General features: G+C 64.7%; 25 protein-coding genes, 1 tRNA gene and 1 riboswitch. Of the genes, 13 read left to right on the forward strand and 13 right to left on the reverse strand.

The window, feature by feature from the left end; genetic code table 11:
- The first annotated feature begins 288 nt into the window (after window positions 1-288).
- A complete protein-coding gene (locus tag ACVILL_RS35515; RefSeq protein WP_456733299.1) occupies window positions 289-2562 on the forward strand; it encodes a cation:proton antiporter domain-containing protein in 2274 nt (757 codons plus the stop codon).
- A gap of 29 nt (window positions 2563-2591) precedes the next feature.
- On the opposite strand, the gene ACVILL_RS35520 is transcribed toward ACVILL_RS35515, so the two are convergent.
- Window positions 2592-3038: a hypothetical protein gene (locus ACVILL_RS35520; protein ID WP_456733300.1), complete on the reverse strand. Its 447-nt coding sequence runs from the start codon at window positions 3036-3038 to the stop codon at window positions 2592-2594.
- A 223-nt stretch (window positions 3039-3261) separates the two neighbouring features.
- Between ACVILL_RS35520 and ACVILL_RS35525 the strand changes: the two genes are divergently transcribed.
- From ACVILL_RS35525 to ACVILL_RS35540, 4 genes are all read left to right on the forward strand, one after another.
- The gene (locus ACVILL_RS35525; protein WP_456733301.1) at window positions 3262-3549 is read left to right on the forward strand and encodes a hypothetical protein; all 288 of its coding nucleotides are present in this window, start codon (window positions 3262-3264) and stop codon (window positions 3547-3549) included.
- A gap of 82 nt (window positions 3550-3631) precedes the next feature.
- Window positions 3632-3708: transfer RNA gene (locus ACVILL_RS35530), tRNA-Arg, on the forward strand.
- Between the two features lie 212 nt (window positions 3709-3920).
- On the forward strand, window positions 3921-4703 hold the full coding sequence (locus ACVILL_RS35535; RefSeq protein WP_456733302.1) for an alpha/beta fold hydrolase: 783 nt from the start codon (window positions 3921-3923) through the stop codon (window positions 4701-4703).
- Window positions 4704-5499: 796 nt separating this feature from the next.
- Complete coding sequence (locus ACVILL_RS35540; protein ID WP_456733303.1) at window positions 5500-5922, forward strand: hypothetical protein; 423 nt, start codon at window positions 5500-5502, stop codon at window positions 5920-5922.
- 41 nt (window positions 5923-5963) lie between these two features.
- Here ACVILL_RS35540 and ACVILL_RS35545 read toward each other — a convergent pair whose 3' ends face one another.
- Complete coding sequence (locus tag ACVILL_RS35545) at window positions 5964-6974, reverse strand: AraC family transcriptional regulator ligand-binding domain-containing protein (protein WP_456733304.1); 1011 nt, start codon at window positions 6972-6974, stop codon at window positions 5964-5966.
- A gap of 160 nt (window positions 6975-7134) precedes the next feature.
- Between ACVILL_RS35545 and ACVILL_RS35550 the strand changes: the two genes are divergently transcribed.
- Window positions 7135-8280 carry an alkane 1-monooxygenase gene (locus ACVILL_RS35550; RefSeq protein WP_456733305.1) on the forward strand — a complete coding sequence of 382 codons (1146 nt, stop codon included), beginning with the start codon at window positions 7135-7137 and terminating at the stop codon, window positions 8278-8280.
- A 26-nt stretch (window positions 8281-8306) separates the two neighbouring features.
- Here the strand turns inward: ACVILL_RS35550 and ACVILL_RS35555 are convergent, their stop codons facing one another.
- The 6 genes from ACVILL_RS35555 to ACVILL_RS35580 form a co-directional block, all read right to left on the reverse strand.
- On the reverse strand, window positions 8307-9089 hold the full coding sequence (locus ACVILL_RS35555; RefSeq protein WP_456733306.1) for a hypothetical protein: 783 nt from the start codon (window positions 9087-9089) through the stop codon (window positions 8307-8309).
- Window positions 9090-9240: 151 nt separating this feature from the next.
- Window positions 9241-9612 carry a hypothetical protein gene (locus ACVILL_RS35560; RefSeq protein ID WP_456733307.1) on the reverse strand — a complete coding sequence of 124 codons (372 nt, stop codon included), beginning with the start codon at window positions 9610-9612 and terminating at the stop codon, window positions 9241-9243.
- Window positions 9613-9855: 243 nt separating this feature from the next.
- Entirely contained in the window at window positions 9856-10149 is a 294-nt protein-coding gene (locus ACVILL_RS35565; protein WP_456733308.1) for a hypothetical protein, read from the reverse strand.
- 225 nt (window positions 10150-10374) lie between these two features.
- Window positions 10375-10797 (reverse strand): zinc-ribbon domain containing protein, encoded by a 423-nt coding sequence (locus ACVILL_RS35570; RefSeq protein WP_456733309.1) that lies wholly within the window; start codon window positions 10795-10797, stop codon window positions 10375-10377.
- 153 nt (window positions 10798-10950) lie between these two features.
- Window positions 10951-11403 (reverse strand): MaoC/PaaZ C-terminal domain-containing protein, encoded by a 453-nt coding sequence (locus ACVILL_RS35575; protein ID WP_456733310.1) that lies wholly within the window; start codon window positions 11401-11403, stop codon window positions 10951-10953.
- 127 nt (window positions 11404-11530) lie between these two features.
- On the reverse strand, window positions 11531-12394 hold the full coding sequence (locus ACVILL_RS35580; RefSeq protein ID WP_456733311.1) for a bifunctional 5,10-methylenetetrahydrofolate dehydrogenase/5,10-methenyltetrahydrofolate cyclohydrolase: 864 nt from the start codon (window positions 12392-12394) through the stop codon (window positions 11531-11533).
- 15 nt (window positions 12395-12409) lie between these two features.
- Window positions 12410-12489, reverse strand: a riboswitch (ZMP/ZTP riboswitch).
- A 217-nt stretch (window positions 12490-12706) separates the two neighbouring features.
- Between ACVILL_RS35580 and ACVILL_RS35585 the strand changes: the two genes are divergently transcribed.
- The gene (locus ACVILL_RS35585; RefSeq protein ID WP_456733312.1) at window positions 12707-13120 is read left to right on the forward strand and encodes a hypothetical protein; all 414 of its coding nucleotides are present in this window, start codon (window positions 12707-12709) and stop codon (window positions 13118-13120) included.
- A 127-nt stretch (window positions 13121-13247) separates the two neighbouring features.
- On the opposite strand, the gene ACVILL_RS35590 is transcribed toward ACVILL_RS35585, so the two are convergent.
- On the reverse strand, window positions 13248-13769 hold the full coding sequence (locus ACVILL_RS35590) for a hypothetical protein (protein WP_456733313.1): 522 nt from the start codon (window positions 13767-13769) through the stop codon (window positions 13248-13250).
- A gap of 232 nt (window positions 13770-14001) precedes the next feature.
- Entirely contained in the window at window positions 14002-14541 is a 540-nt protein-coding gene (locus ACVILL_RS35595; RefSeq protein ID WP_456733314.1) for a hypothetical protein, read from the reverse strand.
- A 348-nt stretch (window positions 14542-14889) separates the two neighbouring features.
- On the opposite strand from ACVILL_RS35595, the gene ACVILL_RS35600 reads away from it, so the two are divergent.
- Complete coding sequence (locus ACVILL_RS35600; protein ID WP_456733315.1) at window positions 14890-15279, forward strand: VOC family protein; 390 nt, start codon at window positions 14890-14892, stop codon at window positions 15277-15279.
- A gap of 8 nt (window positions 15280-15287) precedes the next feature.
- Here the strand turns inward: ACVILL_RS35600 and ACVILL_RS35605 are convergent, their stop codons facing one another.
- Entirely contained in the window at window positions 15288-15725 is a 438-nt protein-coding gene (locus tag ACVILL_RS35605) for a hypothetical protein (RefSeq protein ID WP_456733316.1), read from the reverse strand.
- Between the two features lie 237 nt (window positions 15726-15962).
- Here ACVILL_RS35605 and ACVILL_RS35610 point away from each other — a divergent pair, with 237 nt between their 5' ends.
- On the forward strand, window positions 15963-16313 hold the full coding sequence (locus ACVILL_RS35610; RefSeq protein ID WP_456733317.1) for a GrlR family regulatory protein: 351 nt from the start codon (window positions 15963-15965) through the stop codon (window positions 16311-16313).
- A gap of 349 nt (window positions 16314-16662) precedes the next feature.
- Here ACVILL_RS35610 and ACVILL_RS35615 read toward each other — a convergent pair whose 3' ends face one another.
- Both ACVILL_RS35615 and ACVILL_RS35620 read right to left on the reverse strand, forming a co-directional pair.
- Window positions 16663-17010, reverse strand: a complete 348-nt coding sequence (locus ACVILL_RS35615; RefSeq protein ID WP_456733318.1) for a hypothetical protein — start codon at window positions 17008-17010, stop codon at window positions 16663-16665.
- A gap of 54 nt (window positions 17011-17064) precedes the next feature.
- Window positions 17065-17268 (reverse strand): hypothetical protein, encoded by a 204-nt coding sequence (locus ACVILL_RS35620; RefSeq protein ID WP_456733319.1) that lies wholly within the window; start codon window positions 17266-17268, stop codon window positions 17065-17067.
- 369 nt (window positions 17269-17637) lie between these two features.
- On the opposite strand from ACVILL_RS35620, the gene glsA reads away from it, so the two are divergent.
- The 4 genes from glsA (at window position 17638) to ACVILL_RS35640 (ending at window position 21378) form a co-directional block, all read left to right on the forward strand.
- The gene (gene glsA / locus ACVILL_RS35625; RefSeq protein WP_456733320.1) at window positions 17638-18633 is read left to right on the forward strand and encodes a glutaminase A; all 996 of its coding nucleotides are present in this window, start codon (window positions 17638-17640) and stop codon (window positions 18631-18633) included.
- 69 nt (window positions 18634-18702) lie between these two features.
- The gene (locus ACVILL_RS35630) at window positions 18703-20352 is read left to right on the forward strand and encodes an MFS transporter (RefSeq protein WP_456733321.1); all 1650 of its coding nucleotides are present in this window, start codon (window positions 18703-18705) and stop codon (window positions 20350-20352) included.
- Window positions 20353-20433: 81 nt separating this feature from the next.
- Window positions 20434-20721: a hypothetical protein gene (locus tag ACVILL_RS35635; RefSeq protein ID WP_456733322.1), complete on the forward strand. Its 288-nt coding sequence runs from the start codon at window positions 20434-20436 to the stop codon at window positions 20719-20721.
- 93 nt (window positions 20722-20814) lie between these two features.
- On the forward strand, window positions 20815-21378 hold the full coding sequence (locus ACVILL_RS35640) for an HdeD family acid-resistance protein (RefSeq protein WP_456733323.1): 564 nt from the start codon (window positions 20815-20817) through the stop codon (window positions 21376-21378).
- Window positions 21379-21390 lie beyond the last annotated feature (12 nt).

Raw genomic sequence — 21390 nt, forward strand, 5'->3', positions numbered from 1 at the left:
ACGTTGCGCGCGAGCTCGGCCTTCGAAAGATTTCTGGTTGCCATCGCAGCCTCCTGTGCGCGCGAGCCGAGGGTGAGCCATGACGCAACCGCTCCGGGGGTCAGGCTCGCTCATGTCAGTCTCGCTGGAGACAATCGCATCATGCGCATGAACGCAGCATGAGTGGAAACGAACGGCGCGGGCCGCGGTTCCAAAATCTGACCGCCGTGGATCGCTTTCGGAACCCGGGCGTTGACCGCCTGCGGCAAACGGACCGAGCCGCGCGGGAATTTAGGAATCGGAGACGCGATGGTGATCCGCCGGGGGCGGCTTCAACCGACGATCTGGGCGGCGATCATCCTGCTTGCGACCGTCACGGCGGCCGATGCCGCCGGCGACAGAGCGAACAAACCTTCCGAATTCATCCTGCTCGCCCAGATCACGCTGCTGATTGCGGTCGGGCGCGGCCTCGGCGAACTGATGCAGCGGATCGGCCAGCCCTCCGTGATCGGCGAACTGCTCGGCGGCCTGGTGCTCGGCCCTTCGCTGTTCGGCTGGCTGTGGCCGTCGGCGCATGACGTCGTGTTTCCGCCGTCCGGCGAGCAGAAGGCGCTGATCGACGGCATCGCGCAGTTCGGCATCCTGCTGCTGCTCCTGCTGACCGGCATGGAGACTGACCTCAAGCTGGTGCGCAAGGTCGGCCGCGCCGCGACGACGATCTCGGTCGCGGGCATCACGGTGCCGTTCGTCTGCGGCTTCGTGCTCGGCGAATTTCTCCCGGACAGCCTGTTGCCGCATCCCGAGGCACGGCTGATCGCCTCGCTGTTCCTCGGCACTGCGCTGTCGATCTCGTCGGTGAAGATCGTCGCCGTCGTGGTGCGCGAGATGAACTTCATGCGCCGCAATGTCGGTCAGATCATCGTCGCGAGCACAATCATCGACGACACCATCGGCTGGATCATCATCGCCATGATCTTCAGCCTCGCCTCGCACGGCAGCCTCGATCTGCCGTCGATTGCGCAGGCGGTCTTCGGCACGCTGGCCTTCCTCGCCGTCAGCTTCACGATCGGCCGCCGGCTGGTGTTCCGGCTGATCCGCTGGGCCAACGACAATCTGGTCTCATCGGCGGCGGTCATCACCGTGATCCTGCTGCTGATGAGCGTGATGGCGATGATCACGCATCTGATCGGCGTGCATACCGTGCTCGGCGCCTTCATCGCCGGCGTGCTGGTCGGGGAATCCCCGATCCTGACCAAGCAGATCGACGAGCGGCTGCGCGGGCTGATCTCGAGCCTGTTCATGCCGGTGTTCTTCGGCCTCGCTGGCCTCAGCGCCGACCTCACCGTGCTGAAGGACCCTTCGCTCCTGCTGCTGACCGCCGCCCTGATCCTGATCGCGAGCATCGGCAAGTTCGGCGGCGCCTTCGTCGGCGGCGCGCTGGGCGGGCTGACGCGGCAGGAATCCTACGCGCTGGCGAGTGGCATGAACGCGCGCGGCTCGACCGAGGTGATCATCGCCACCATCGGCCTGTCGATGGGCGTGCTGAGCCAGACCATGTTCTCGATGATCGTGACCATGGCGATCCTGACCACGATGGCGATGCCGCCGATGCTGCGCAGCGCGCTGGCGCGGCTGCCGCTCGGCAAGGACGAGAAGGAACGGCTGGAGCGCGAGGAATATGAGCAGCGCGGCTTCGTCGCCAATCTGGAGCGGCTGCTGCTCGCGGTCGACGAAAGCAGCAATGCGAAATTCGCAGCGCATCTCGCAGGCCTGCTCGCCGGCGGGCGCGGCCTGCCGATCACGGTGCTGCATGTCGGCGCCCATGCCAAGCTGCAGGAGAAGAACCGTGACGACGAGGCGAGCCCGGAGGCGGCGGTCATCAATGCGGCCAAGGCCAGCGCCGAGGCCGGTGCCGAGGGCGATGGCGGCGGCGGCAATCTCGACGTCATCAGCCGCGCCCGCGAGGAGACCACAGCGGAGGCGATCGCCGAGGAAGCCAAGAAGGGCTTTGACCTGCTGGTGGTCGGCATGGACGAGGTCGCAGGCCCCCACGGCTCCTTCGACCGGCGGATCGACGACCTCGCCTCCGGCTTCGACGGCCCGCTGGCGATCGCAGCCGCCAGAGGCCTGCACGAGACCGAGCCGACGGCCAATGCGCGGAAAATCCTGGTGCCCGTGTCGGGCAGCAACGTCTCGCGGCGCGGTGCCGAGGTCGCGATCGCGCTGGCCCGCCTCAGCGCCGAGCCGCTGCAGGTGGTCTATGTCTCGACCACGCGCGACAAGGGCGCCCGCCGCACCAGCCCGAGCATGTCGCTGGCCCCGGAGGAAGCGATCCTGAAGGAGATCGCGGCGACCGCTGCGCGCTACGACATCAACGTCGCAACACGGCTGCGCGCCAGCACCGCGCCCGAGGTCGCGATCCTGCAGGAGATCACGGCAAGCCGGGCCGACCTCGTCGTGATCGGCGTCGACCGCATCCAGGGCGACCGGCTGAATTTCGGCAGCGTCGCGGCCGCCGTGCTCGGCAAGTCGAAGGCATCAGTGCTGCTGGTGTCGGATGGTGACGTCAGGCCCAAGACCTGAAGACAAGACCCGAAGCGGAAGCGACTCGCCTACCACTCTTCCGGACAGGGATCGACGATCTTCCAGAGATCGATCCCGTTCTTGATCTTCTTCATCTCGGTGGTGAGCCCGCCATTGCGGCGGATCCAGTCCTTCACCGTATCGGGGTAGTAGGACATCAGGTCCGAGGTGCCCTCGAGGCTGGTGACCTTGATGCCGAAGGTGAAGGCCTTGTCGTAATAGGCTTGGTGGAAGCCGATGCTGGCCCTCGGCGTCACGCAGATCTTGTTCAGCGGCACGATGCCGAACACCAGCGTGCAGGCCGAGTTGCAGATGCCGTCGATGACGACCCGCTCGCGGCGCTCGCGGATCAGCTTGTACTTGGCCTTGTACTCCTCGACATAGCCGCCGTGATCACGCGTGATGTGCAGAACGGCTCGCGCTGGCGTGACCGCCAGAACCGAGAGCAGCAAGGCGACAAGGGGCGTGATGCGCATAAAATGTTCTAAACCGAGGGAAACACGGCCGGGGCGGACCTGACCGCAAGACTCTGGCCGGACTGTGTTGGCAATCCGTTAAGCATCCGCAAAGAGGCAAAATTTGGCGCGCTGTGGCTGATTTCCCGCAGCTTTTGGCCGGATTCCGGGTTAAATGAACCGCTAAGTGGATTCTGGACCGGCCAACGAGGCCGATTCCAGCATGAATGCCCGGAGGCCGCCGATGACCAAGACCAAGCTTTTCGCCGCGTTAGCCTTGACTGTTTCCCTCGCCGTTCCGGCCCTGACCCCGGCGGCCGCGGCTGACATGACGGCCTACCCGCACCACCGGCATCACCATCACCGGCACGCTTATTGGGGCCTGCCCTATCACATCAGCTATCTGCACAATTACGGCCCCGGCCTGTCCCCGGGCACTTTCGCCTATTACGACGGCTCGGCGCGCAACAAGTGCTACCAGAGCGCGGCCGCCTATATCGGCCAGGACCACCGCCGGCATCCCTGCTTCTGAGGTCGGCGGATGGCCGGCACGCGCGGACACCGCGCCGTCCCGGCTGGCCCCGAAAGCCCAAGTCTGATAATCGACCCGCAACGCGCTCGTAGCTCAGCTGGATAGAGCATCGGATTTCGATTCCGAGGGTCGGGAGTTCGAATCTCTCCGAGCGCGCCATTTCGATCTCGCACGATGTCCCCACCCACCGTTCGCATCCGCCGCATCAGGCCGCCAATGGTCGCATGATCCGCGACTTGCGGGATGACGCGCCCGCGGCCCGGCTGTTCTGATTGAAGAAATCGCCTATACTGACCTCGACCTCCCAATTGGCCCAACCTTCGGCGGGGCAGGCGCGGGTTAGATCGGAGCCGGTTTTGACCAAGCGACAAATGGCACTGGTCGCCCCATGGCTGGCGTCCACTTTCGTTTTTCTCGCTTCGGTGGTGGCATCGGCCCACGATTCGCTCGTCTCCGTCGGCAGCGACAGGCTCCACGTTGACGTGATCGGCGAGTCCGGCCCCACAGCCGTCTTCGAAGCGGGCCTTGGCAACGATTCCACGACCTGGAAATCGGTCGCCGACCCGATCTCAGCCTTCGCGCGTGTCGTGCTCTACGATCGCGTCGGGCTCGGTCAGAGCTCGCAGCTCACGGACACCAGCGCCGCAATTACCGCCGACGCGGTCGCTCGTAGGCTGCATACGCTGCTCGCTGCGGCCGACACCCGCCCGCCCTATATTCTGGTCGGGCATTCGCTGGGCGGTCTCTATATGCAGATGTTCGCGCGAAAGTACCCGACCGAAGTGTCTGGCGTCGTCTTGCTGGAATCCTCCAGCACCGAGGCACCCAGCGAGTTGAAGACGCGTGCGAAGCTTGTGCCGGGAACAGCGGCCTATTTGGAGGAGGAGGGTGTTGCCGAGAGCAACCAGCAGGTCAGGAATGCCGGTCCGTTTCCGGATGTGCCGCTCGCCGTGATCGCTGCGACCGATCATGGCCCCCACTTCAGGGAATGGGAGCCGACCTTGATGCGGCTTCAGCAGCAACTCGCCACCCTTTCTCCGCAGGGCAGTTTGATTGTCGCGCAAGGCAGCGGCCACGATGTTCAGCTGGACCGTCCGGAGACCGTGATTGACGCTGTCAGGCGAATGGCGGCCGCCGTGCAAGTGAAGCGGTAGTTGAAAATCTGCACACGGTCTTGGCTCCCGGGAATGACGCCGCGAGCGCTATTCGAGCAGACCGACAGCCGAGGCTGGCTAGCTTGGCTGACGTAGCACAAGATCGCAGGCAATCGCGGTCCTTCGTATTGGAGCCGAGAGCAGGGTTCGACATAATAGCGCCACGGCGAAGCAGTAAGTGCCCATCTTCATCGGCCGCGGCGCGCCAGCGTTTAGCCGCCTCTCTCCGGCTCCCTGCACCGCTCAAAGCCCCGAAAGGGCCCGCCAGAGCGAGACGCCCAGGGGCAGCGACGAAACCATTTTCCTCAGCGCACGAAACCCTGCCGAAACATTTGGGCGGTAGCATCTACCCAATTAACAAGGGGAAGTGTCATGATGGAAGCGATGATCGTCGCGTTGCTGTGCGTCAGTGCCATCGTCTTTGCGGCCCACGCCTACGACGCCCTGCATACGCATTGATGGCATGAGCACGAGCGCCCTCGTGACAATATCGCGGGCGACAACGCAAAATTGAGCGACGTCCAAACCGGACATGATCGCCACCGATGCCAGCCGGCAGGCGTTTGGCCTGAATCTCCCGGCCTCAACGTTCACTTACGCAGCACCCGCCTGCGGCAACCAGGTGAGCGTAACCTATCAGTTCAGTTTCCCCAATTGCTCAACCTGGCGCCACTTACGCTGACTACGGCAGCCTGCTTTCCGGCTTGAACGAGCCGGTGCACAGTTGTACAATCCTCAGTTGCAATATATTGTAATCTCTACGCTACAAAGACGCAGCGTTTCGAGAGGTACAGCCATGGCGGTTACCGATGCCCTCTCAAATCATCGCGGCAAGCTGTTTGTCACCGCGCTGATCTGCGCTGGTCTATTTGTCTTGTTCACGATTGTCGGGAGCAGCGGACCGCATCTTCGTGCAGGTCCTGGTGCCGCCGTCTCCAGTCCCGCCGATGCGCTCGGAAAGCTTACAGCCGCGATTGGCGCGATAACGGGCCTGCTCGCGGGGATCGGACAGCTCGTGAAGACATTTCGAGGTGACGATGCCGAAAAAGGGAGCAAACCACCGCCTCCTCCGACGCAGCCGTTCCGACGAGAACAAATCATCGGCTATCAGGGGGATTGGATCGACATCGATCTGTTGGAGTTTGATGGCACCACGTGGCGCATCATCGATCGCTATCGAAAGCATCGAAGCCAACCCAAGCCAGCATATCTTGGGTAACGGGCTCGTTCTGGTCGTCAGCCGAACCGGCCAACACCCGCTCAACCCCGTCCGCTCTTCTCCCCAAACCAGCGCCTGCAAGCGCGGCTGAAGCTCGTTGCATCGGTATAGCCCAGCGCAGCCGCCATCTCATCGCGCGATTGCTTGCCCGCCGCGAGCATCGTCCGCGCGCGCTCGCGCAACACGCCGTCGAGCAGCGGGCGAAAGGCGATGCCCGCCTCCGCCAGCCGCCGCACCAATGTCCGCCGCGAGGTGCCGACCAGGCGTGCGGCTTCCTCCTCTGCCAGACGCTGCGGCAGGCGCGCCGCGATCAGACTCACGACCATCCGCGCCAGCGCCGCGGTGTCCGGGCGCGGCTGCTCGGTCGCTTCCAAGGCTTCGATGGCCTTGGCGTGCAGCTCCGGATCGGCAAACGGCGACGGCCGCGCGCACAGCTCTGTCGGCACGTCGAAGATGAAGGCAGCCGCGTTGAATTTCACCGCGCAGGAATAATGCTGCATGAGCCGCTCCGCGCCCGCGGGCGGCGGCCAGGGAAATTGCAACGTCGCCTGCCCGATCGCATCCTCGAGCAACTGCTCATAGGCCGCGTGGATGTTGAGGCTGACGGCCAGCGCCACGGCGCGCCAGAGCGGGCCATCCATCTGCACCGCAGGAGAGATTTCAATCTGCACCGAGCGCGCGGTCTTGCGCAGCCGGTTGCGGAGAAACGGCGCGCGGGTCGACCCGAAGCGGGCGCCGGTGCCCAACGCATCCGCGATGGTCGGCGCCGTTCTGGTCGCGACGTCGAGCGCCCCTTGCAGCGATGTCGACCAGACCGCCGCGGCCGACAGCGGCCACAGTTCGCCATGCCTGCGGGTGATGTTGGCGGCGAGGATCACCAGCGCGGAGACCGGCATGTGGGCACCCGGCTGGTCGAGCAGCTCCTGCTCGACGCCGGTGCCCTTCAACAGCTCGTCGCGCTCGCCCCGCGTCTTGCCGAACGCCCGCACCAGCGCCCGCGCATAGCTCGCGGACACCGGGGTGCGAAGGGCATCCGCCTGCGATCCCTGCATTGCGTTGGCGCCCCTCCCTCCGCGAACGTCCAGCCGAACAGGTTGGCGCAAAATGCCACAAAATTGGCCTGTTGTGAACTGGCGGCGCAACCCCGCCTCGCGGCATGCTTACCTCAACAACGGCGAATGCCGACTCGAGAGAGATGCTGGAGGGAATACGATGATCTTCACGGGCACCGATGCCGCTGGCGAAACGATCACCTACAAGGACGGCAAACGCTATCTGTGGATGCTCTCGTTCATTCCGCCGCTGATCCCGCTGTTGTCCTACTGGTGGTTCCTGCAGACGCACAATCCGCTGGTGACGCTGATCCCCTTCGTCTTCATCTTCGTCCTGATCCCGGTGCTCGATATGCTGATCGGTGAGGACACCCACAATCCGCCGGCGGAAGTGGTCGAGGCGATGGAGGCCGATCCCTATTACCTACGGCTCGCGCGCATCACCGTGGTGTTTCCCTGGATCAACTACGTCGCGCTGATCGCCTTCTTCGGCACCCAGGAGCTGCCATGGTGGTCTTATGTCGCCCTGCTGCTCGGCGTCGGCACCATCAATGGCGGCGCGCTGCTGATCGGGCACGAACTCGGCCACAAGCCTGACCGGCTCAACATCTTGTTCGGCATGCTCGCCAATTGCGCGGTGGGCTACGCGCATTTCCGCATCGAGCACAATCGCGGTCACCACACTTGGGTCGCAACGCCCGAAGACCCTGCCAGCGCACGGTTCGGTGAATCGATCTATGCGTTCGCAGCGCGCGAACTGCCTGGCGCGTTCAAGCGCGGCTGGCGCAACGAGGCCGAACGACTGACCCGGCGCGGCGAGCCGGTCTGGTCGGTCAACAACGAGATCTTGCAGGGTTTTGCGCTGACGCTCGTCGTCGCCGCCATCCTGATTGCGCTGTTCGGCTGGAAGGTCGCGCCGTTCATCGTCGCGCATCATTTCCTCGGCTGGTACGCACTGACCCAGGCCAACTATGTCGAGCACTACGGCCTGTTGCGCGAGAAGCTGCCGAACGGCCGCTACCAGGCAGTTGAGCCGCGCCACTCCTGGAACACCAACCACATCGTCTCGAACCTGATGACGTTCCATCTGCAACGTCATTCGGACCACCATGCCAACCCGATGCGCCCCTACCAGTCGCTGCGCGATTTCGACGACATTCCGCGGCTGCCGAACGGCTATACCGGCATGTTCGGGCTGGCTGCGATCCCACCGCTCTGGTTCCGCGTGATGGATCCGAAGACGCTGGCCTGGGCTGGCGGCGACAAGAGCAAGCTGAACCTGGGGGACCGGCTAGCGACGACGTGATTGCGCAGGTCGACCGGCTCCACGTCCTACGTCCGCACCGACCGCCGCTTCATCGCGCCGATGCCGAGAAACGCGCCGTTGACGGAGGGATACTGGCGGGTGAATTCGAACGTGTCGAAGCTCGGCGCCTCGAATTCCCTGAGCGCCTTCCAGAGGAAGGTCGTATCCGGACAGGCCTGGGAGTGGATGTCGTGATGCACGATGATGCTGGCGTGGGCACGCACCAGGAGATGGTCCTGCATCGCGCCGCGCAGACTGTGATCGCCGTCGATAAAGACGAAGTCGGGCTTCAGCCGGTCGACATGCGCGCCGACCAGCGGTGACGTCGAATAGTCCTGCATGTAAATCGGCTCGATATCGGCCTGCTGCTGGAGCAGATCGAAATAGGTCGAGATGAACGGCGTCGGCGCGATCGGATCGAGCGCGATCACGGTCTTGAGCTCGGCACCGCTGTTCCTGAGCCATTCCGCGACCAGGATGAACATGCCGCCCCAGCGGCAGCCGATCTCCATGTAGGAAGTGATGCCGGACGCGTTGCGCGACAGCCAGGCCAGATACGGCGCAAGCTGGTTCGGATACTGCCAGAGGTGAAGGCCCCTACCGAAACTCGGCGCCAGTTCCGGCGGCTGCTCATGCAGCAGTTCGTCATTGAGCCCGAGCGCCGGGATGAACTCCCGTTCGAGGAAGTCGACATCCAGCCGCTGAGCCGGGGTCAATGCGGCAATGATGTCGATCGCGTCTCGAACGAACGGCGCAAGATCGGCGAAACGCTGGTATCGGTCGGCTGGAGCCTGCTGGACGTTGAGCATCGGTGCAATCAGCCGGTGGGTTGGACACGCAGGAGACCGCCGGCTCTCAGTGTCCCCGCTCCTTCAACGGCGCAAGCGCCCGTCTCGGGCGGAGAATCTTGCATCCCGCCGCTGATCGCGTCTGTCCGCGGCACATCCTTCGTCCGCCCGCCTAGCTGCTCGGGATCTTGCGCCGCACCGCTTCCACGCCGGCGTCGGTGACGCGATATCTGCGTCCCATTTCCGGGATGATCCAGCCCTTCTCGATCATTCCGGCAATGGTGCTCGGGCCGACACCGGCGGGAAACGGACGGCGGCCGCGGATCGCATCGATCGCGACCCTTTCGAGATGGGTAGCGACATGCGACGGGCGCGCGCGAAACGCCTTCGCCATGATGAGGACCGACAGGACCTCGGCGCGCCGGCGCACGGCGGACGCGCTGCGGGTCAATTCGTTGCTGATCTCGAGAGCGTTCTTGCCGGCCCTGGCGAGTTCTCTGAGCTTCTCGTCCTCGTCAGAGCTCCAGCGCCGCACGATCCCCATCTGCTCCTCACCGCCTGGATACCCACCTCAAGCAGATGCATACGCAGGCGGCGCTGATTTGCCATGTGACTTTCGGCACCTCTTGATGCGACGTTGGGGGCCATCGCCATCGAGAGAGGCCGATCGCCTTACTGAGCGATACGGCAATCAGGGCATGATCCGATCGAGCCGGATCATGCTCTTGATCCCCTTGTCTGGTCGCATTCCCCGAGCGAACTGGTACCCACTTCGCTCGAAAACGCTTCAGTGCTTGCTGGGCTCAAGCGCGATGAGCACGCCGGTCGGCTCGGGCTCGTGCGGCCGAAGCGACGTCAGCTCCGGATCGCTCCATTCGGCGAGGCTCACCACCTCGCCCGTCTGCCCCGGCATGTCGGAGGTCTGGGCGGGTTCGAGGACCTTGAGTCCGCTGGTGTCGACGAAGAATGTGTGCTCGCCGAACACGCTGTTCAGTTGCGCCACCGCCGGATGATCGTCCGGAAGCACCTGGGCATTCAATTGCGTCATGGTCTGTTTGACCTGCGTGGCATTAAGCTTCATCCGCTGCTCCTTCTCATTGGTTCCGGCCTGTGTTTCCGTGACAGGTTTCCTTGACGGGTTTCCTTGGCTGGTTCCTCCCCCGCCCGCACCCCTCATCGGGGGCTTCGAAGTCTCGAACCGATCAGGCCACGAAACGTTCCGCACGCGCGACGCATTGACCGCACGCGCGCGGGTTCCTTGCCCATCAATGTGCGAAGTGCGGCGCGACGTCACGCCACCCGCCGCTTACGACGCGGAAGGCTTCTTGCTGCCGAGACCTTCCTGATGCACGCGGCGCACGGCGGATTTGCGTGCGCGCTCCCTGCTGCGGCAGGCCCGGCAACGCACCGCCTTGGTGAATACGTCGCCCTTGGCGGTCTCGTACCACCATTTCTGCTGTAACGGCGTCCAGACGTCGGCGACGCCGCAGTCCCTGCAGACGAACGGCTCGGGTCGATAGGTTCCGCGTTCGACGAAATCGGGAGTCGAATAGCTGTTGGATGGCGCGAGTTCGCTCGTCACCACGGCAACCTCGTCGCGCGCCAGCGCGATCTTGTAGTCGCGGAGCCGTTGCTTTTCGGCAGCCTTATCGGTTTGCAGGCGACGCCATTCGTCGGCCTCGCGCCGCCTGGCTTCGATCTCGCCACGCGTCTGCTTGCTGCGCTTCACGTCCGCACACCCGCCGGGCCAACGCCTTTCGGCGCATGGCTGAACCAAATGCTGGGCAGCACGACCGCCGTCATCGATACGCTGCAGTTCGGCCGCAGGCTTGCCATAGTAGCCGGAGCAATGCGCGGCGACCAGATCGAGCCCCGCGCGAGCCTATCTCCGCTGTTGCTCCCCTGGCCGCATGTGGATCAGCGCGTCGAGCACGAGGACCAGCACCGGGCGCTGCTCGTCGTTGACGAGTTCGGTCTTGAAGATCACGACGGCGTCGCGCCGCTCCGGCCGGATAGTGATCTTCTGGATCTCCGATTGGCCGGTCAGCGTGGCGCCCGGGCGGACCGGGCTCGGCAGACGGATCTCGAAGCTACGCCCGACGATGCCCGCCACCTTGCTCCAGATCGCCTCCACGACGAGCCGCTGATAGATCGCGATGGTGTTGAAGCCGCTCGCGATCAGGCCACCGAACGGGCCGGCCGCCGCCGCGACCGGATCGGTATGGATCGGCACCGGATCATATTTCCCGGCAAACTCCAGGATCTCGGCCTCGCCGATCGTGTAGCTGCCGAGCTTGAAGGTCTGGCCCTCGGTGAGATCTTCCGCATACAGCATCGCGCGCCTCCATCTGTCTTGCGACGATAGCCGAACGCTGCGGGCTTTCCATTACCTCTGAGGTCATCAACTTCGCGCACGGCACGCGAGCGACACCGCCGCTCGCGCCTCGCCCTCGCACCCCGCGCTATTGCAGCCGCGCCGCTCTCGCCTTTGCGGCCTTCACCGTGTTCTCCATCAGGCAGGCGATCGTCATCGGGCCGACACCGCGCGGCACCGGCGTGATCGCGCCCGCGACCTGCACCGCCTCGTCGAAGGAGACGTCGCCGCACACCGCGTAGCCGCCGTCCGGCTTCTCGACGCGCGTGGTGCCGACGTCGATGACGATGGCCTGCGGCTTGATCCAGTCGCCGCGCACGAGGCCGGCCTTGCCCACCGCGCTCACCAGGATATCGGCCTGGCGGCAGATGTTGTTGATGCCGCGGGTGTGGATGTGGGTCTGCGTCACGGTCGCCTGCTCCTGCAGCAGCAGCGCGGCCATCGGCTTGCCGACGATGTTGGAGTTGCCGATCACCACGGCATGAGCGCCGGTGAGATCAGGCCGGATCGACTTGATCAGCCTGAGACAGCCGAGCGGCGTGCACGGCACCAGCGCATCGTCGCCGTGAAACAGCCGGCCGGCATTGAGCGCGTGCAGGCCGTCGACATCCTTCGCGGGATCGACCGCCGCCATCACGCGCAAGGCGTCGATATGCGCCGGCAGCGGCAGCTGGACCAGGATGCCGTCGATATCGTCGCGCGCGTTGAGCGCCTCGACCGTCGCTAGCAGATCGGCCTCGCCGGCATCATCCGGCAGGCGTTCGACCTCGCCGCGCAGGCCGAGCCGCTCGGCCATTCTGACCTTGCTCTGGACATAGATCCGGCTTGCCGGGTCGCAGCCGACCAGCACGACCGCGAGCCCGGGCGCGCGGCGCAGCCGGTCCAGTTCGTATGCAACGTTGTCGATGACAATCTGGGCATGCGCATGCCCATCGAGAATGTTCGCCGTCATGGCACCTCCGTTTCGAAGCGGTGCCCAGGCGCGCGGCGTTCAGTCTCTGCGCTCCCCGATGGTGATCCATCCAAGCGCCAGTCGCGCAGATGCCGTCGTCATAGCCGCCCGGTCTGGCAAAGGCAAATCACGCTCCGCCGGGCGGTCAAGCGGCGAGGAATTGCCCTCCCTTTTGCCGGTGGATCGGTGCCGGGTAGCCCAACCGAGGGGTAGGATTCGGGCCAGAGTTGCGATAAGCCTCGGCGCTTGCCGGGCTTTTCCGATCCCCGGCGCCATCCTTCCGGTCATCACGCCATTTCGGACATTTTCGACATGAGACATATCATCCTCGCGCTGGCGCTCCTGTGCCCGGCCGCGGCGCTTGCTCAAGGCACCACCACCCCTCCTCCCCCAACCCCCGCCGACAAGCCGGCGGCGACCCCGCAACCGATGGTCGGCGACAAGCCGCTGGTCCAGGTCGGCAAGAAGTCGGCGGCCAAGAAGGGCGAGAAGGCAGCCGCGCCGGGCAAGCCGCAGTCGGTCGCCCAGAAGCTTCAGGCCTGTCAGGACATCGACGACGCCACCAAGGAGCGGCTGACCTGCTACGACGAGATATTCAAGCCGCAGCCCAAGCCGAAGGCCGCCCCGGCCAAGGGCGTCAACGAATGCCGGTTCGTGAAGGAAGAGGACGAGCGGCTGACCTGCTACAACGGCTTCGCCGACAAGATTCCGCGCCTGCCGCGCTAATCACACCGGCCGGCCCGGATGCCGATCTGAATCCGGTCGCCCGCTCGTCATCCCGGACATGAAAATGCCGCCGCAAGTGCTTGCGGCGGCGGATCGATTGTCGGCGGCGGCGGCGGCGGCGCCCTGCCTACCAGGTGCCGAAGCCACCCCAGAAGCCCATCCGCGGCTGCTGCTGGGCGACCCGGTAGGGCTGATACATTCCGGGCTGGGCGAACCGCATCGGCTGCTGGGCATGGGGATGGTAGCGCGCAACCTTACGCTTCTTCGGTGCAGGGGCCGGCGGCTCAGCCGGTTTAGCCTCGGCCACGACCGCAGCCTTGCGCGCGTCAGCCTTCTCCGGCGGAATGAACTGGGCGAAGGTATCGCGGACGCGGGACTGTGCCGATTCGCGGGGAGCCAGCGGCGTCGCCGCGGCAACGGCGTTCACCTGCGCCGGAACGATGGTCGGCAGGCTGGTGTCGTACACCACGCGCTCCGGCAATTTCTGGGTCGACCTGATGCGCACCATGGTCTTGTCGACACCCGGCGACGAGATGGCGCTCTGGCCTTGGCCAGGGACCACGGTCTCCTGCGGGACGATGACGTTGACGACGAAGAGCAGCGCGAGCAGCACTCCACCAACGAACAGAAAATAACGCGCTACAGGCATTCTGTTAGCTCCCCCCGCGCTACGGGCGCGGTTCATCTCAGCACGACGACATCAGTCATCGCGCGGCGAATTCATCGTCTGCGCATGATCACCCGGAGAGTCGCCATCCGCGCTCCCGGGTCGTTCTCTAACGGTCCGCTTATTAGTTAGTTCCTGCCCTGCCGTTACGGTTCACCCGGCAAGTCAATTCCCGCTCACTTTTTCGAGATGCAGGGTTTACGGGATGCCGCGTTCAGACGCGGCTGGCGGTCACGACCGTACATTTCGCCTTGTTTGCGTTAACATTTACAAACCCGATGAGCATCCGCGAATAGGTCTTGCGGCTCTTCATGGCGATGGTGTCGGGAAGCAGGCGCTTGCGCTCGGTCACCGGGCTACCGTCGCGGCGGATGAAGGCGCAGGCGATCTCGATGTCCTTCACCGCGAAATCATTGGCATTGCGCAGCGTCAGGGTGACCAGCGCCTTCGATCCGAGCCCGCCGCGCTGCCACGATTGCGAGGCGATCCGCAGCTTGTCCGGCGGCAACCTTTCCGAGCCCGCCTCCGACGGCCTGGCCTCGTCCGACACCTGCGGGGCGGTGGCCATCGCGACGGTAGCCGGCTCGTCTGCCGGTACGGCCGGCGCATCCTTTGCCGTCTGGGCGGGTTGCTCCACGGTGGCGTTCTGGGCGGCGCGGGTCACGACGGTGGACACCGGCCAGACGTCCTGGTCGCCGGCATCGCTGGGCTCGGGGAGCATGAACCACGCGCCGATCCCGACGATCGCGATCATCGACAATAGCAGGCTGGCGTAGAAGCCGCCCTCAACGAGACGCCCGGCGGCAACCTTTCGAAACGACGCCAAGCCGATCCGCATCGTCGTGCCCTCACCCTCGACGCCCGATCAAGCCGCCCCACAAGCCACGCGGGCATCGCACCATGCGGCAGCCGGGGACGGCCGCAGGTCGAGCGGCCACGCGAAAACAATCACTGACGGCCGGAATGGTTTCATTCCGCGACGACAATCTTGCGGCTGACATTCGCGGAGGGATGGCATCCCAGCCGACCGCTCGCTAAGTTCGCGCCGCCCGAGAGCGAGCGTCGCACACCCGAGCGGCGCGAGACCAACAAGGAGATCGCCATGCCTGTCGTCACCTGGGACCACGTTCATCTGCGCAGTCCCGATCCCGAGGCCACCGCGACCTGGCTGCGCGACATTCTCGGCGGCGAGATCATCCGCGGCCCCGGCCGCATCGACGTCCAGCTCGGCGGTGCCAAGGTGTTCATCGCGGAGGTGACGCAAGGCGACGGCGTCAACGCCCCGCCGGTGACGCCATATCAGGGGCTCGATCATTTCGGGCTGACGGTGAAGGACATCGACGCGGTCGCAGCCGAGATCAAGGCCAAGGGCGTCGAGTTCATCAAGGAGCCGACCACGATCCGCCCCGGCGTGCGGATCTGCTTCATCCGCGGCCCGCAGGGCATCTCGATCGAATTGCTCGAGCGCGACAAGAAGTACGCGTGCGCCTGACGACGGCGCTACGTCATGCTGCCGGGCATGAAGCAGCGGATCGTCACACCCATGTAGCTGCGGATCGGCCACACCATCGCGCGGCCGGCCCGGTTGGGCTCGGTGACCACGGCCTCGTCGGGCACGTCGATCCACGTCCCGTCGAGGCGCACGCGATAGTGCCCGTCCTTCGATTCCCAATCGACGTCGCTGACCGCGCTGCCGTCGGCATCCGAGCAGCACGGCCCCTTGCCGCTGCGCAGACCGTCGAACCATTCCTTGAGCGGCGAATTGGCGTAGCGACCGTCGGGGTCGCGCGCCTGCGCAAGCTGCACAGCCGCCACCGACAAGAGCGCGACGAGACCAAGCGGCAGAGACACCCGTATCCGGCCGCGACGACGGGCCAAGGTTCCGGGATCGTCATCGGGGCGTGCCGAACGGCCGCCGGCTTCCAACCAGTCTGTCATGTATGTTGCTCCAGCACTCGCCGGCCAGTGCAACCAGAGCCATGCATTTCGCGGGCCAGTTCGATTCGCGCGCACGGTCCGCTGTCATCGCGCCGTCACACCGCCTGGCAGGAACCGAGGGTTCACGGCCACTCCGGACACCCGGAATCAACCTGCCGCATTGCACGAGGTTGCGCGCTTTGGCATAAAAAACCAATCTGGATTGCTGCGGGCGCAGCAGCCCGTACATGGGACGTTATGAAGAACGGGCTGTACTCAATCCACGTCACCCTGCTGGACGGACGCGTCGGCAAGGGCAGCGGTGTGATTCTCTTCCGCGACGGGCAGATTCTCGGCGGCGACGCCTATCTCTATTACACCGGCAGCTACACGGTGAAGGGCGACAGCTTCAAGGGCGAGGTGCTGGTCCAGCGCCACACGACGCCGCGCGACACCGACAACCCGCTGTTCGGCGGGCCCGCACCGGTCGGCATCGGCGTCTCCGGCACCTTCACCGACACCCGCGGCAACATGAGCGGGACCGCGCTGGTCGGCAAGGCGAGCCTGATCTTCGGCGCCACGCTGCACAAGCTCGCAGACATCAATTAGGGGCTATCAGACCCGTCATCCAGTACAAGGTGCGAGCGCAGCGAGTCTCGAAGGATGAATCGGCCACAGTGGGGCCGCGCATCCTTCGAGGCTCGCCCAGCGGCGCAATTGCGCCGCAAGGCTCGCACCTCCAGCGACAAAGGCGAAGCCTTTGCGCGGGGATGACGGGGCGCGCAGCTCCATCCGCGTCATTGCGAGCGAAGCGAAGCAATCCATCGCGCGGCATACGCGGAAGCATGGATTGCTTCGTCGCTATCGCTCCTCGCAATGACGGGGTGAATAGCTTCTCAAGCTCTCAGGATGACGGGGACAGAGGTACGTGCCAGTAGCTCTTCTCGCTAGCTCTCCCTCACGTCGCGCCGTGCGCCTCGACATGGAGCGCGTAGATCGAATGGCAGGCCGCCATGTAGAGGCGGTTGTTCTTGGGGCCACCGAAGGTCAGGTTCTCGCAGCGCTCCGGCAGGCGGATGAAGGCGAGCGGCTTGCCCTGCGCGCTGAACACCATCACACCGGCGCCGATCCGGAACACGTTGGTGTTGTCCTGCTCACGCTTGGCCTTGAAGCCTTCCCACTCGCTGGCGATGCCGAACACCGGATCGGTGAACCAGATCGTGTCGTCGGACTTCACCACAATGAGGCGCGCCTGGCGGCCGCAACACCACCGTCTCGAGGGATCGACAGCCGCCGTCGGGGCCATTGATCCCTCGAGGCTCGCTTCGCCAGCGCCGCAGCAGACGCTGATGCCGCCCGGCTATCCGGGCTGCTGGTTCCGTCTCACGATCTTGAGCACCAGCAAGACGGCACCAAGCACCAGAAGCAGGATGCCGACAACCGTCGTATCGGTGGACTCAAACGTCACACCGATGGCTGTCAGTAGGCATCCGGCAATGATCGCGAACAGGCCGCCAAGCTTCTTGAACAGGAACAGATGTCCGTCACTCGTTTGCGCCACCATGGTAGATCTCATTTCTACGGTTGTTGCCCCGCGCCTCCCACACTCGGCTCGCACGCACGCGCACCGCAATCGTACTCCCTCAAACGAAAACGTTGCAATCGGTCGTTGATTGCGCACCGCACCGATGTCCGCCGTTTGATTCAAACTGAAGCGACCGCGAATGCGTCGGCGGTTGCAAAGCAATTGCGTCAACCTCACTGACTTGAACATTACCTCAAGTGGAATCTTGGCAAATGTTGATGGCTGCGTTGCAGAACCGGGCCATGGTTGTACGTTGACTCGACTAAAACTTCGGCGCTCACTGCCCGAACGCATCGTGTTCCAGAATGGAACCGGTCACGGTTGGATCCGTTCGGACGGAGTGATGCGATGGCGGCGCTTTCTGTTGATCAACGAGAGCAGGCCTACATCTCCACCGGTCATTTGCCGGGGCCCGAGATGGTGCAGACGCTTGTGGAAGACGCGCACCGGCGCTTCAAGTCAAACACCGATGGAACCACGTCGCAGGTCTACCCGGCACTCGCCCGGGTTCCGGCTGAGCTGTTCGGTGTTTGTGTGGTTGGAACCGGCGGTCGTGTCTACGGCGCTGGAGACGTCGACCACGAATTCTCCATCATGAGCGTCTCGAAGCCGTTCCTGTTTGCGCTGATCTGCGAGACGATCGGGCCCGAAGCGGCACGCGACAAGCTCGGTGCCAACGCCACCGGTCTTCCCTTCAACTCGCTCGCTGCGATCGAGCAGGGAAACGGGCGCACCAACCCGATGGTCAACGCCGGCGCCATCGCGACGACCAGCCTCGCGCCGGGAAAGTCCGTCGAGGAACGCTGGCAGTTCATCCAGGACGGGTTGTCGCGCTTCGCCGGCCGGCCTCTCTCGCTCAACGAGGAGGTCTATGCGTCCGCCTCCGAGACCAATTTCCGCAATCGAAGCATCGCGCGTTTGCTCGAGAGCTACGAGCGGATCTACAGCGACGCCAGGCAGGCGACCGATCTCTATACCAGGCAATGTTCGCTAAACGTCAGCGCCAGGGATCTGGCCGTGATGGGCGCGACCCTGGCCGACGGCGGAGTGAACCCGGTGACCAGGCAACGCGTGGTCGACGCAGCCGTATGCCACTACGCCCTGGCAGTGATGGTCACCGCCGGATTGTACGAGACGTCGGGCGATTGGCTCTACGATATCGGCCTGCCCGGAAAGAGCGGCATCGGCGGCGGCATCGTCGCGGTCTCCCCCGGCAAAGGCGGCTTCGGCACGTTCGCCCCGCCGCTGGATGCGGCCGGCAACAGCGTGAGGGGCCAGCTCGCCGCAAAATTCCTGTCGCAGCGACTCGGGATGGATCTGCTCGTGTCGCAACCGGACGGCTGAGCAGTCGTCACAACATCGGCATTCCCACGGTCGGGCTGATCGCAGAAGCCGAGAAGATCGGAGGACGCCATGGCGCAGACAATATCGATCGGCGGCATCCACCAGGAAGAGCGCGCATCATGGGTTCCGATGATCGCGATTGCGCTCGGCCAGATGATCATGTCGTACAACGTCGCATCGCTCCCGGTTGCTATGGGCGGCATGGTGGCAAGCTTCGGCGTGCCCCCAACCACGGTGGCGACCGGAATCGTGGCCTATTCCATGCTTGTGGCCGGCTTCGTCATGCTTGGCGCGAAACTCGCGCAAAGATTTGGCGCGCTGCAGGTGTTCCGCATCGCGGTCGTCCTGTTCTGCGTATCGCAGCTCCTGATGACGTTCAGCCCCACGGCCACCACCATGATCTCGGCACAGGCGCTTTGCGGTGCCGCCGGAGCGGTGATCGTGCCTTCGCTGGTCGCCCTGATCGCCGAGAATTATGCAGGGCGCCAGCAGGCCACCGCCCTCGGCGCGCTTGGCTCGGCGCGTGCGGCCGCCGGCGTACTCGCATTCGTGATCGGCGGCGTGCTCGGAACTTATATCGGCTGGCGGCCGACGTTTGGAATCCTGATCGCGGCGTCGGCGATTGTCTTCCTGCTGAGCTTCCGCTTGAAGCCCGACCGCGGCCGCCCCGACGTCGAAATCGATCTGGTTGGCGTCGCTCTTGCTGCAAGCGCGATCATTCTGATCAGCTTCGGATTCAACAATCTCAACGGCTGGGGGCTGGCGCTCGCCCGTCCCAACGCGCCGTTCGATGTGCTGGGCGTCTCGCCGGCGCCGATCATGATCGTGATCGGCATCGTGCTCGGGCAGGCATTTCTGAGCTGGACGCACCGGCAGCAGGCCGCGGGTAAAACCCCGCTGCTGGCGCTGGAGGTGATCGACTCGCCCGAGGAGCGCTGCGCGGTCTATGCATTGTTCGCGGTGGTCGCGCTGGAGGCTTCACTGAACTTCACGGTGCCGCTTTATATCCAGATCGTGCAGGGACGTTCGCCGATCGCCACCGCGATCGCGATGATGCCGTTCAACCTTACGGTCTTCTTCTCGGCGATGCTGATCGTCAATCTCTACGACAGATTGACACCGCGCCAGATCGGACGTTTCGGCTTTGCGCTCTGCACCATCGCCTTGCTCTGGCTCGCATTCGTCGTGCGCAACGACTGGAGCGAGATTCCCGTTCTGCTTGGTCTCGTCCTGTTCGGCATCGGCCAGGGCTCCCTGGTGACACTGCTGTTCAACGTCCTGGTGACAGCCTCGCCCAAGGCACTGGCGGGAGACGTCGGGTCCTTGCGCGGAACCACGCAAAACCTCGCGGCCGCGGTGGGTACGGCGGTCGCCGGCGCGCTTCTCGTTGGTCTGCTGAGCACGATCGCGCTCGGCAAGATCACGGCCAGTCCGGTACTGACGAAGGAGCTTCAAAGCCAGGTTGACCTCAACAACATCACCTTCGTCAGCAATGACCGGCTGCGCAGCGTGCTCGAAGCGACGAGCGGCACGCCACAGCAAGTCGAGGAAGCGGTCCGGGTCAACACCGAAGCACGGCTGCGGGCGTTGAAGATCGGGCTTTTGATCATGGCGGGCCTCGCCCTCCTCGCAATCATTCCGGCGGGGCAGTTGCCGAACTACCGGCCGGGAGAGATTCCGGATGACAACGCGGCGGACAACCGCGAACGAGCCAGCTGATCCGGCCTGACCGGCAGACCCGTGCACACCATCCGGTGGAGCAAGACAATGACGTCTCGGCAACAACGGAAGGTGCAGACCATGAATGACATCGATCGCAGGACGGCACTGCGGTGCATGCTCGGCGGTGTCGTTGCCGCGGGCATTGGTACAATCCTGTTGGCGGAAACCGCGGAGGCGCTGCCGCTCGCGCTGGAAAAGGATTTCGGCGCCAAGGCGGACGATGCCGGTCCGCCGGTTCATGCGGTTGCCACCACCAGCCGGCGGCCACGGCCACCCCCGCGACGACCGCGCCGCCATTGGCATCGCCGGCGACGCTGGTCGTGCTGGTGGCACCGCGGCCGACGTCGCTGCGGATGGCGCTGGTGATCCCAGGCGCGGCTCCCTGCTCCGCTCGAACGCGCGGATTGCCCACCGGCAATCCGCGACGCACTTCTTTGCCCAGGAATTGAGGAGGATGACATGGCGACCACTGACAACAGTTCCGCGTTGGGTCTCACTGGCATCGCGCCACCGCCCATGTGGATGTGCGTCCTGCTCGGGATCGCCATGATCGTCGCGGGCCTCCTCGTCCTCGGCGATGTCGCGCTCTTCACCGTGGTCAGCGCGATCTTCATCGGCTGGACGGCGATTTTCGCAGGCGGCTTCGAGATCGTGCACGCTTTCTGGACCAAGGGTTGGGGAGGCTTCCTGTGGCAGCTGCTGCTCGGAGCTCTCTATGTTGCATCCGGGATCGTGCTGCTGAGCCAGCCGGTGACCGGCGCGCTGATCCTGACCTACGTCCTCGGCCTGATACTCCTGGTCTCCGGGTTCGTCCGCGTGACGATCGGCATCGGCCATTGGCGGCAGTCCGGCTGGGTCCTGGCGGCCTCCGGGGTGTTCGGCATCATTGCGGGCCTCATCATCCTGAGCGGATTTCCGGCAACCGGGCTCTGGGTGCTTGGATTGTTACTGGGCATCGATCTGATGTCTCACGGCATCGGCTGGTTGACCTATGCCTTGCGGCCCGCCGGCCGACCGGCTTAGCATCATTCCGGC

The sequence above is a fragment of the Bradyrhizobium sp. USDA 3364 genome, assembly GCF_054056355.1.

Bases quoted from the DNA above. Each gene is read 5' to 3' on its own strand.
- ACVILL_RS35515 (WP_456733299.1), top strand. From the start codon at position 289: ATGGTGATCCGCCGGGGGCGGCTTCAACCGACGATCTGGGCGGCGATC.
- ACVILL_RS35520 (WP_456733300.1), bottom strand. From the start codon at position 3,038: ATGCGCATCACGCCCCTTGTCGCCTTGCTGCTCTCGGTTCTGGCGGTC.
- ACVILL_RS35525 (WP_456733301.1), top strand. From the start codon at position 3,262: ATGACCAAGACCAAGCTTTTCGCCGCGTTAGCCTTGACTGTTTCCCTC.
- ACVILL_RS35535 (WP_456733302.1), top strand. From the start codon at position 3,921: ATGGCACTGGTCGCCCCATGGCTGGCGTCCACTTTCGTTTTTCTCGCT.
- ACVILL_RS35540 (WP_456733303.1), top strand. From the start codon at position 5,500: ATGGCGGTTACCGATGCCCTCTCAAATCATCGCGGCAAGCTGTTTGTC.
- ACVILL_RS35545 (WP_456733304.1), bottom strand. From the start codon at position 6,974: ATGCAGGGATCGCAGGCGGATGCCCTTCGCACCCCGGTGTCCGCGAGC.
- ACVILL_RS35550 (WP_456733305.1), top strand. From the start codon at position 7,135: ATGATCTTCACGGGCACCGATGCCGCTGGCGAAACGATCACCTACAAG.
- ACVILL_RS35555 (WP_456733306.1), bottom strand. From the start codon at position 9,089: ATGCTCAACGTCCAGCAGGCTCCAGCCGACCGATACCAGCGTTTCGCC.
- ACVILL_RS35560 (WP_456733307.1), bottom strand. From the start codon at position 9,612: ATGGGGATCGTGCGGCGCTGGAGCTCTGACGAGGACGAGAAGCTCAGA.
- ACVILL_RS35565 (WP_456733308.1), bottom strand. From the start codon at position 10,149: ATGAAGCTTAATGCCACGCAGGTCAAACAGACCATGACGCAATTGAAT.
- ACVILL_RS35575 (WP_456733310.1), bottom strand. From the start codon at position 11,403: ATGCTGTATGCGGAAGATCTCACCGAGGGCCAGACCTTCAAGCTCGGC.
- ACVILL_RS35580 (WP_456733311.1), bottom strand. From the start codon at position 12,394: ATGACGGCGAACATTCTCGATGGGCATGCGCATGCCCAGATTGTCATC.
- ACVILL_RS35585 (WP_456733312.1), top strand. From the start codon at position 12,707: ATGAGACATATCATCCTCGCGCTGGCGCTCCTGTGCCCGGCCGCGGCG.
- ACVILL_RS35590 (WP_456733313.1), bottom strand. From the start codon at position 13,769: ATGCCTGTAGCGCGTTATTTTCTGTTCGTTGGTGGAGTGCTGCTCGCG.
- ACVILL_RS35595 (WP_456733314.1), bottom strand. From the start codon at position 14,541: ATGATCGCGATCGTCGGGATCGGCGCGTGGTTCATGCTCCCCGAGCCC.
- ACVILL_RS35600 (WP_456733315.1), top strand. From the start codon at position 14,890: ATGCCTGTCGTCACCTGGGACCACGTTCATCTGCGCAGTCCCGATCCC.
- ACVILL_RS35605 (WP_456733316.1), bottom strand. From the start codon at position 15,725: ATGACAGACTGGTTGGAAGCCGGCGGCCGTTCGGCACGCCCCGATGAC.
- ACVILL_RS35610 (WP_456733317.1), top strand. From the start codon at position 15,963: ATGAAGAACGGGCTGTACTCAATCCACGTCACCCTGCTGGACGGACGC.
- ACVILL_RS35615 (WP_456733318.1), bottom strand. From the start codon at position 17,010: ATGGCCCCGACGGCGGCTGTCGATCCCTCGAGACGGTGGTGTTGCGGC.
- ACVILL_RS35620 (WP_456733319.1), bottom strand. From the start codon at position 17,268: ATGGTGGCGCAAACGAGTGACGGACATCTGTTCCTGTTCAAGAAGCTT.
- glsA (WP_456733320.1), top strand. From the start codon at position 17,638: ATGGCGGCGCTTTCTGTTGATCAACGAGAGCAGGCCTACATCTCCACC.
- ACVILL_RS35630 (WP_456733321.1), top strand. From the start codon at position 18,703: ATGGCGCAGACAATATCGATCGGCGGCATCCACCAGGAAGAGCGCGCA.
- ACVILL_RS35635 (WP_456733322.1), top strand. From the start codon at position 20,434: ATGAATGACATCGATCGCAGGACGGCACTGCGGTGCATGCTCGGCGGT.
- ACVILL_RS35640 (WP_456733323.1), top strand. From the start codon at position 20,815: ATGGCGACCACTGACAACAGTTCCGCGTTGGGTCTCACTGGCATCGCG.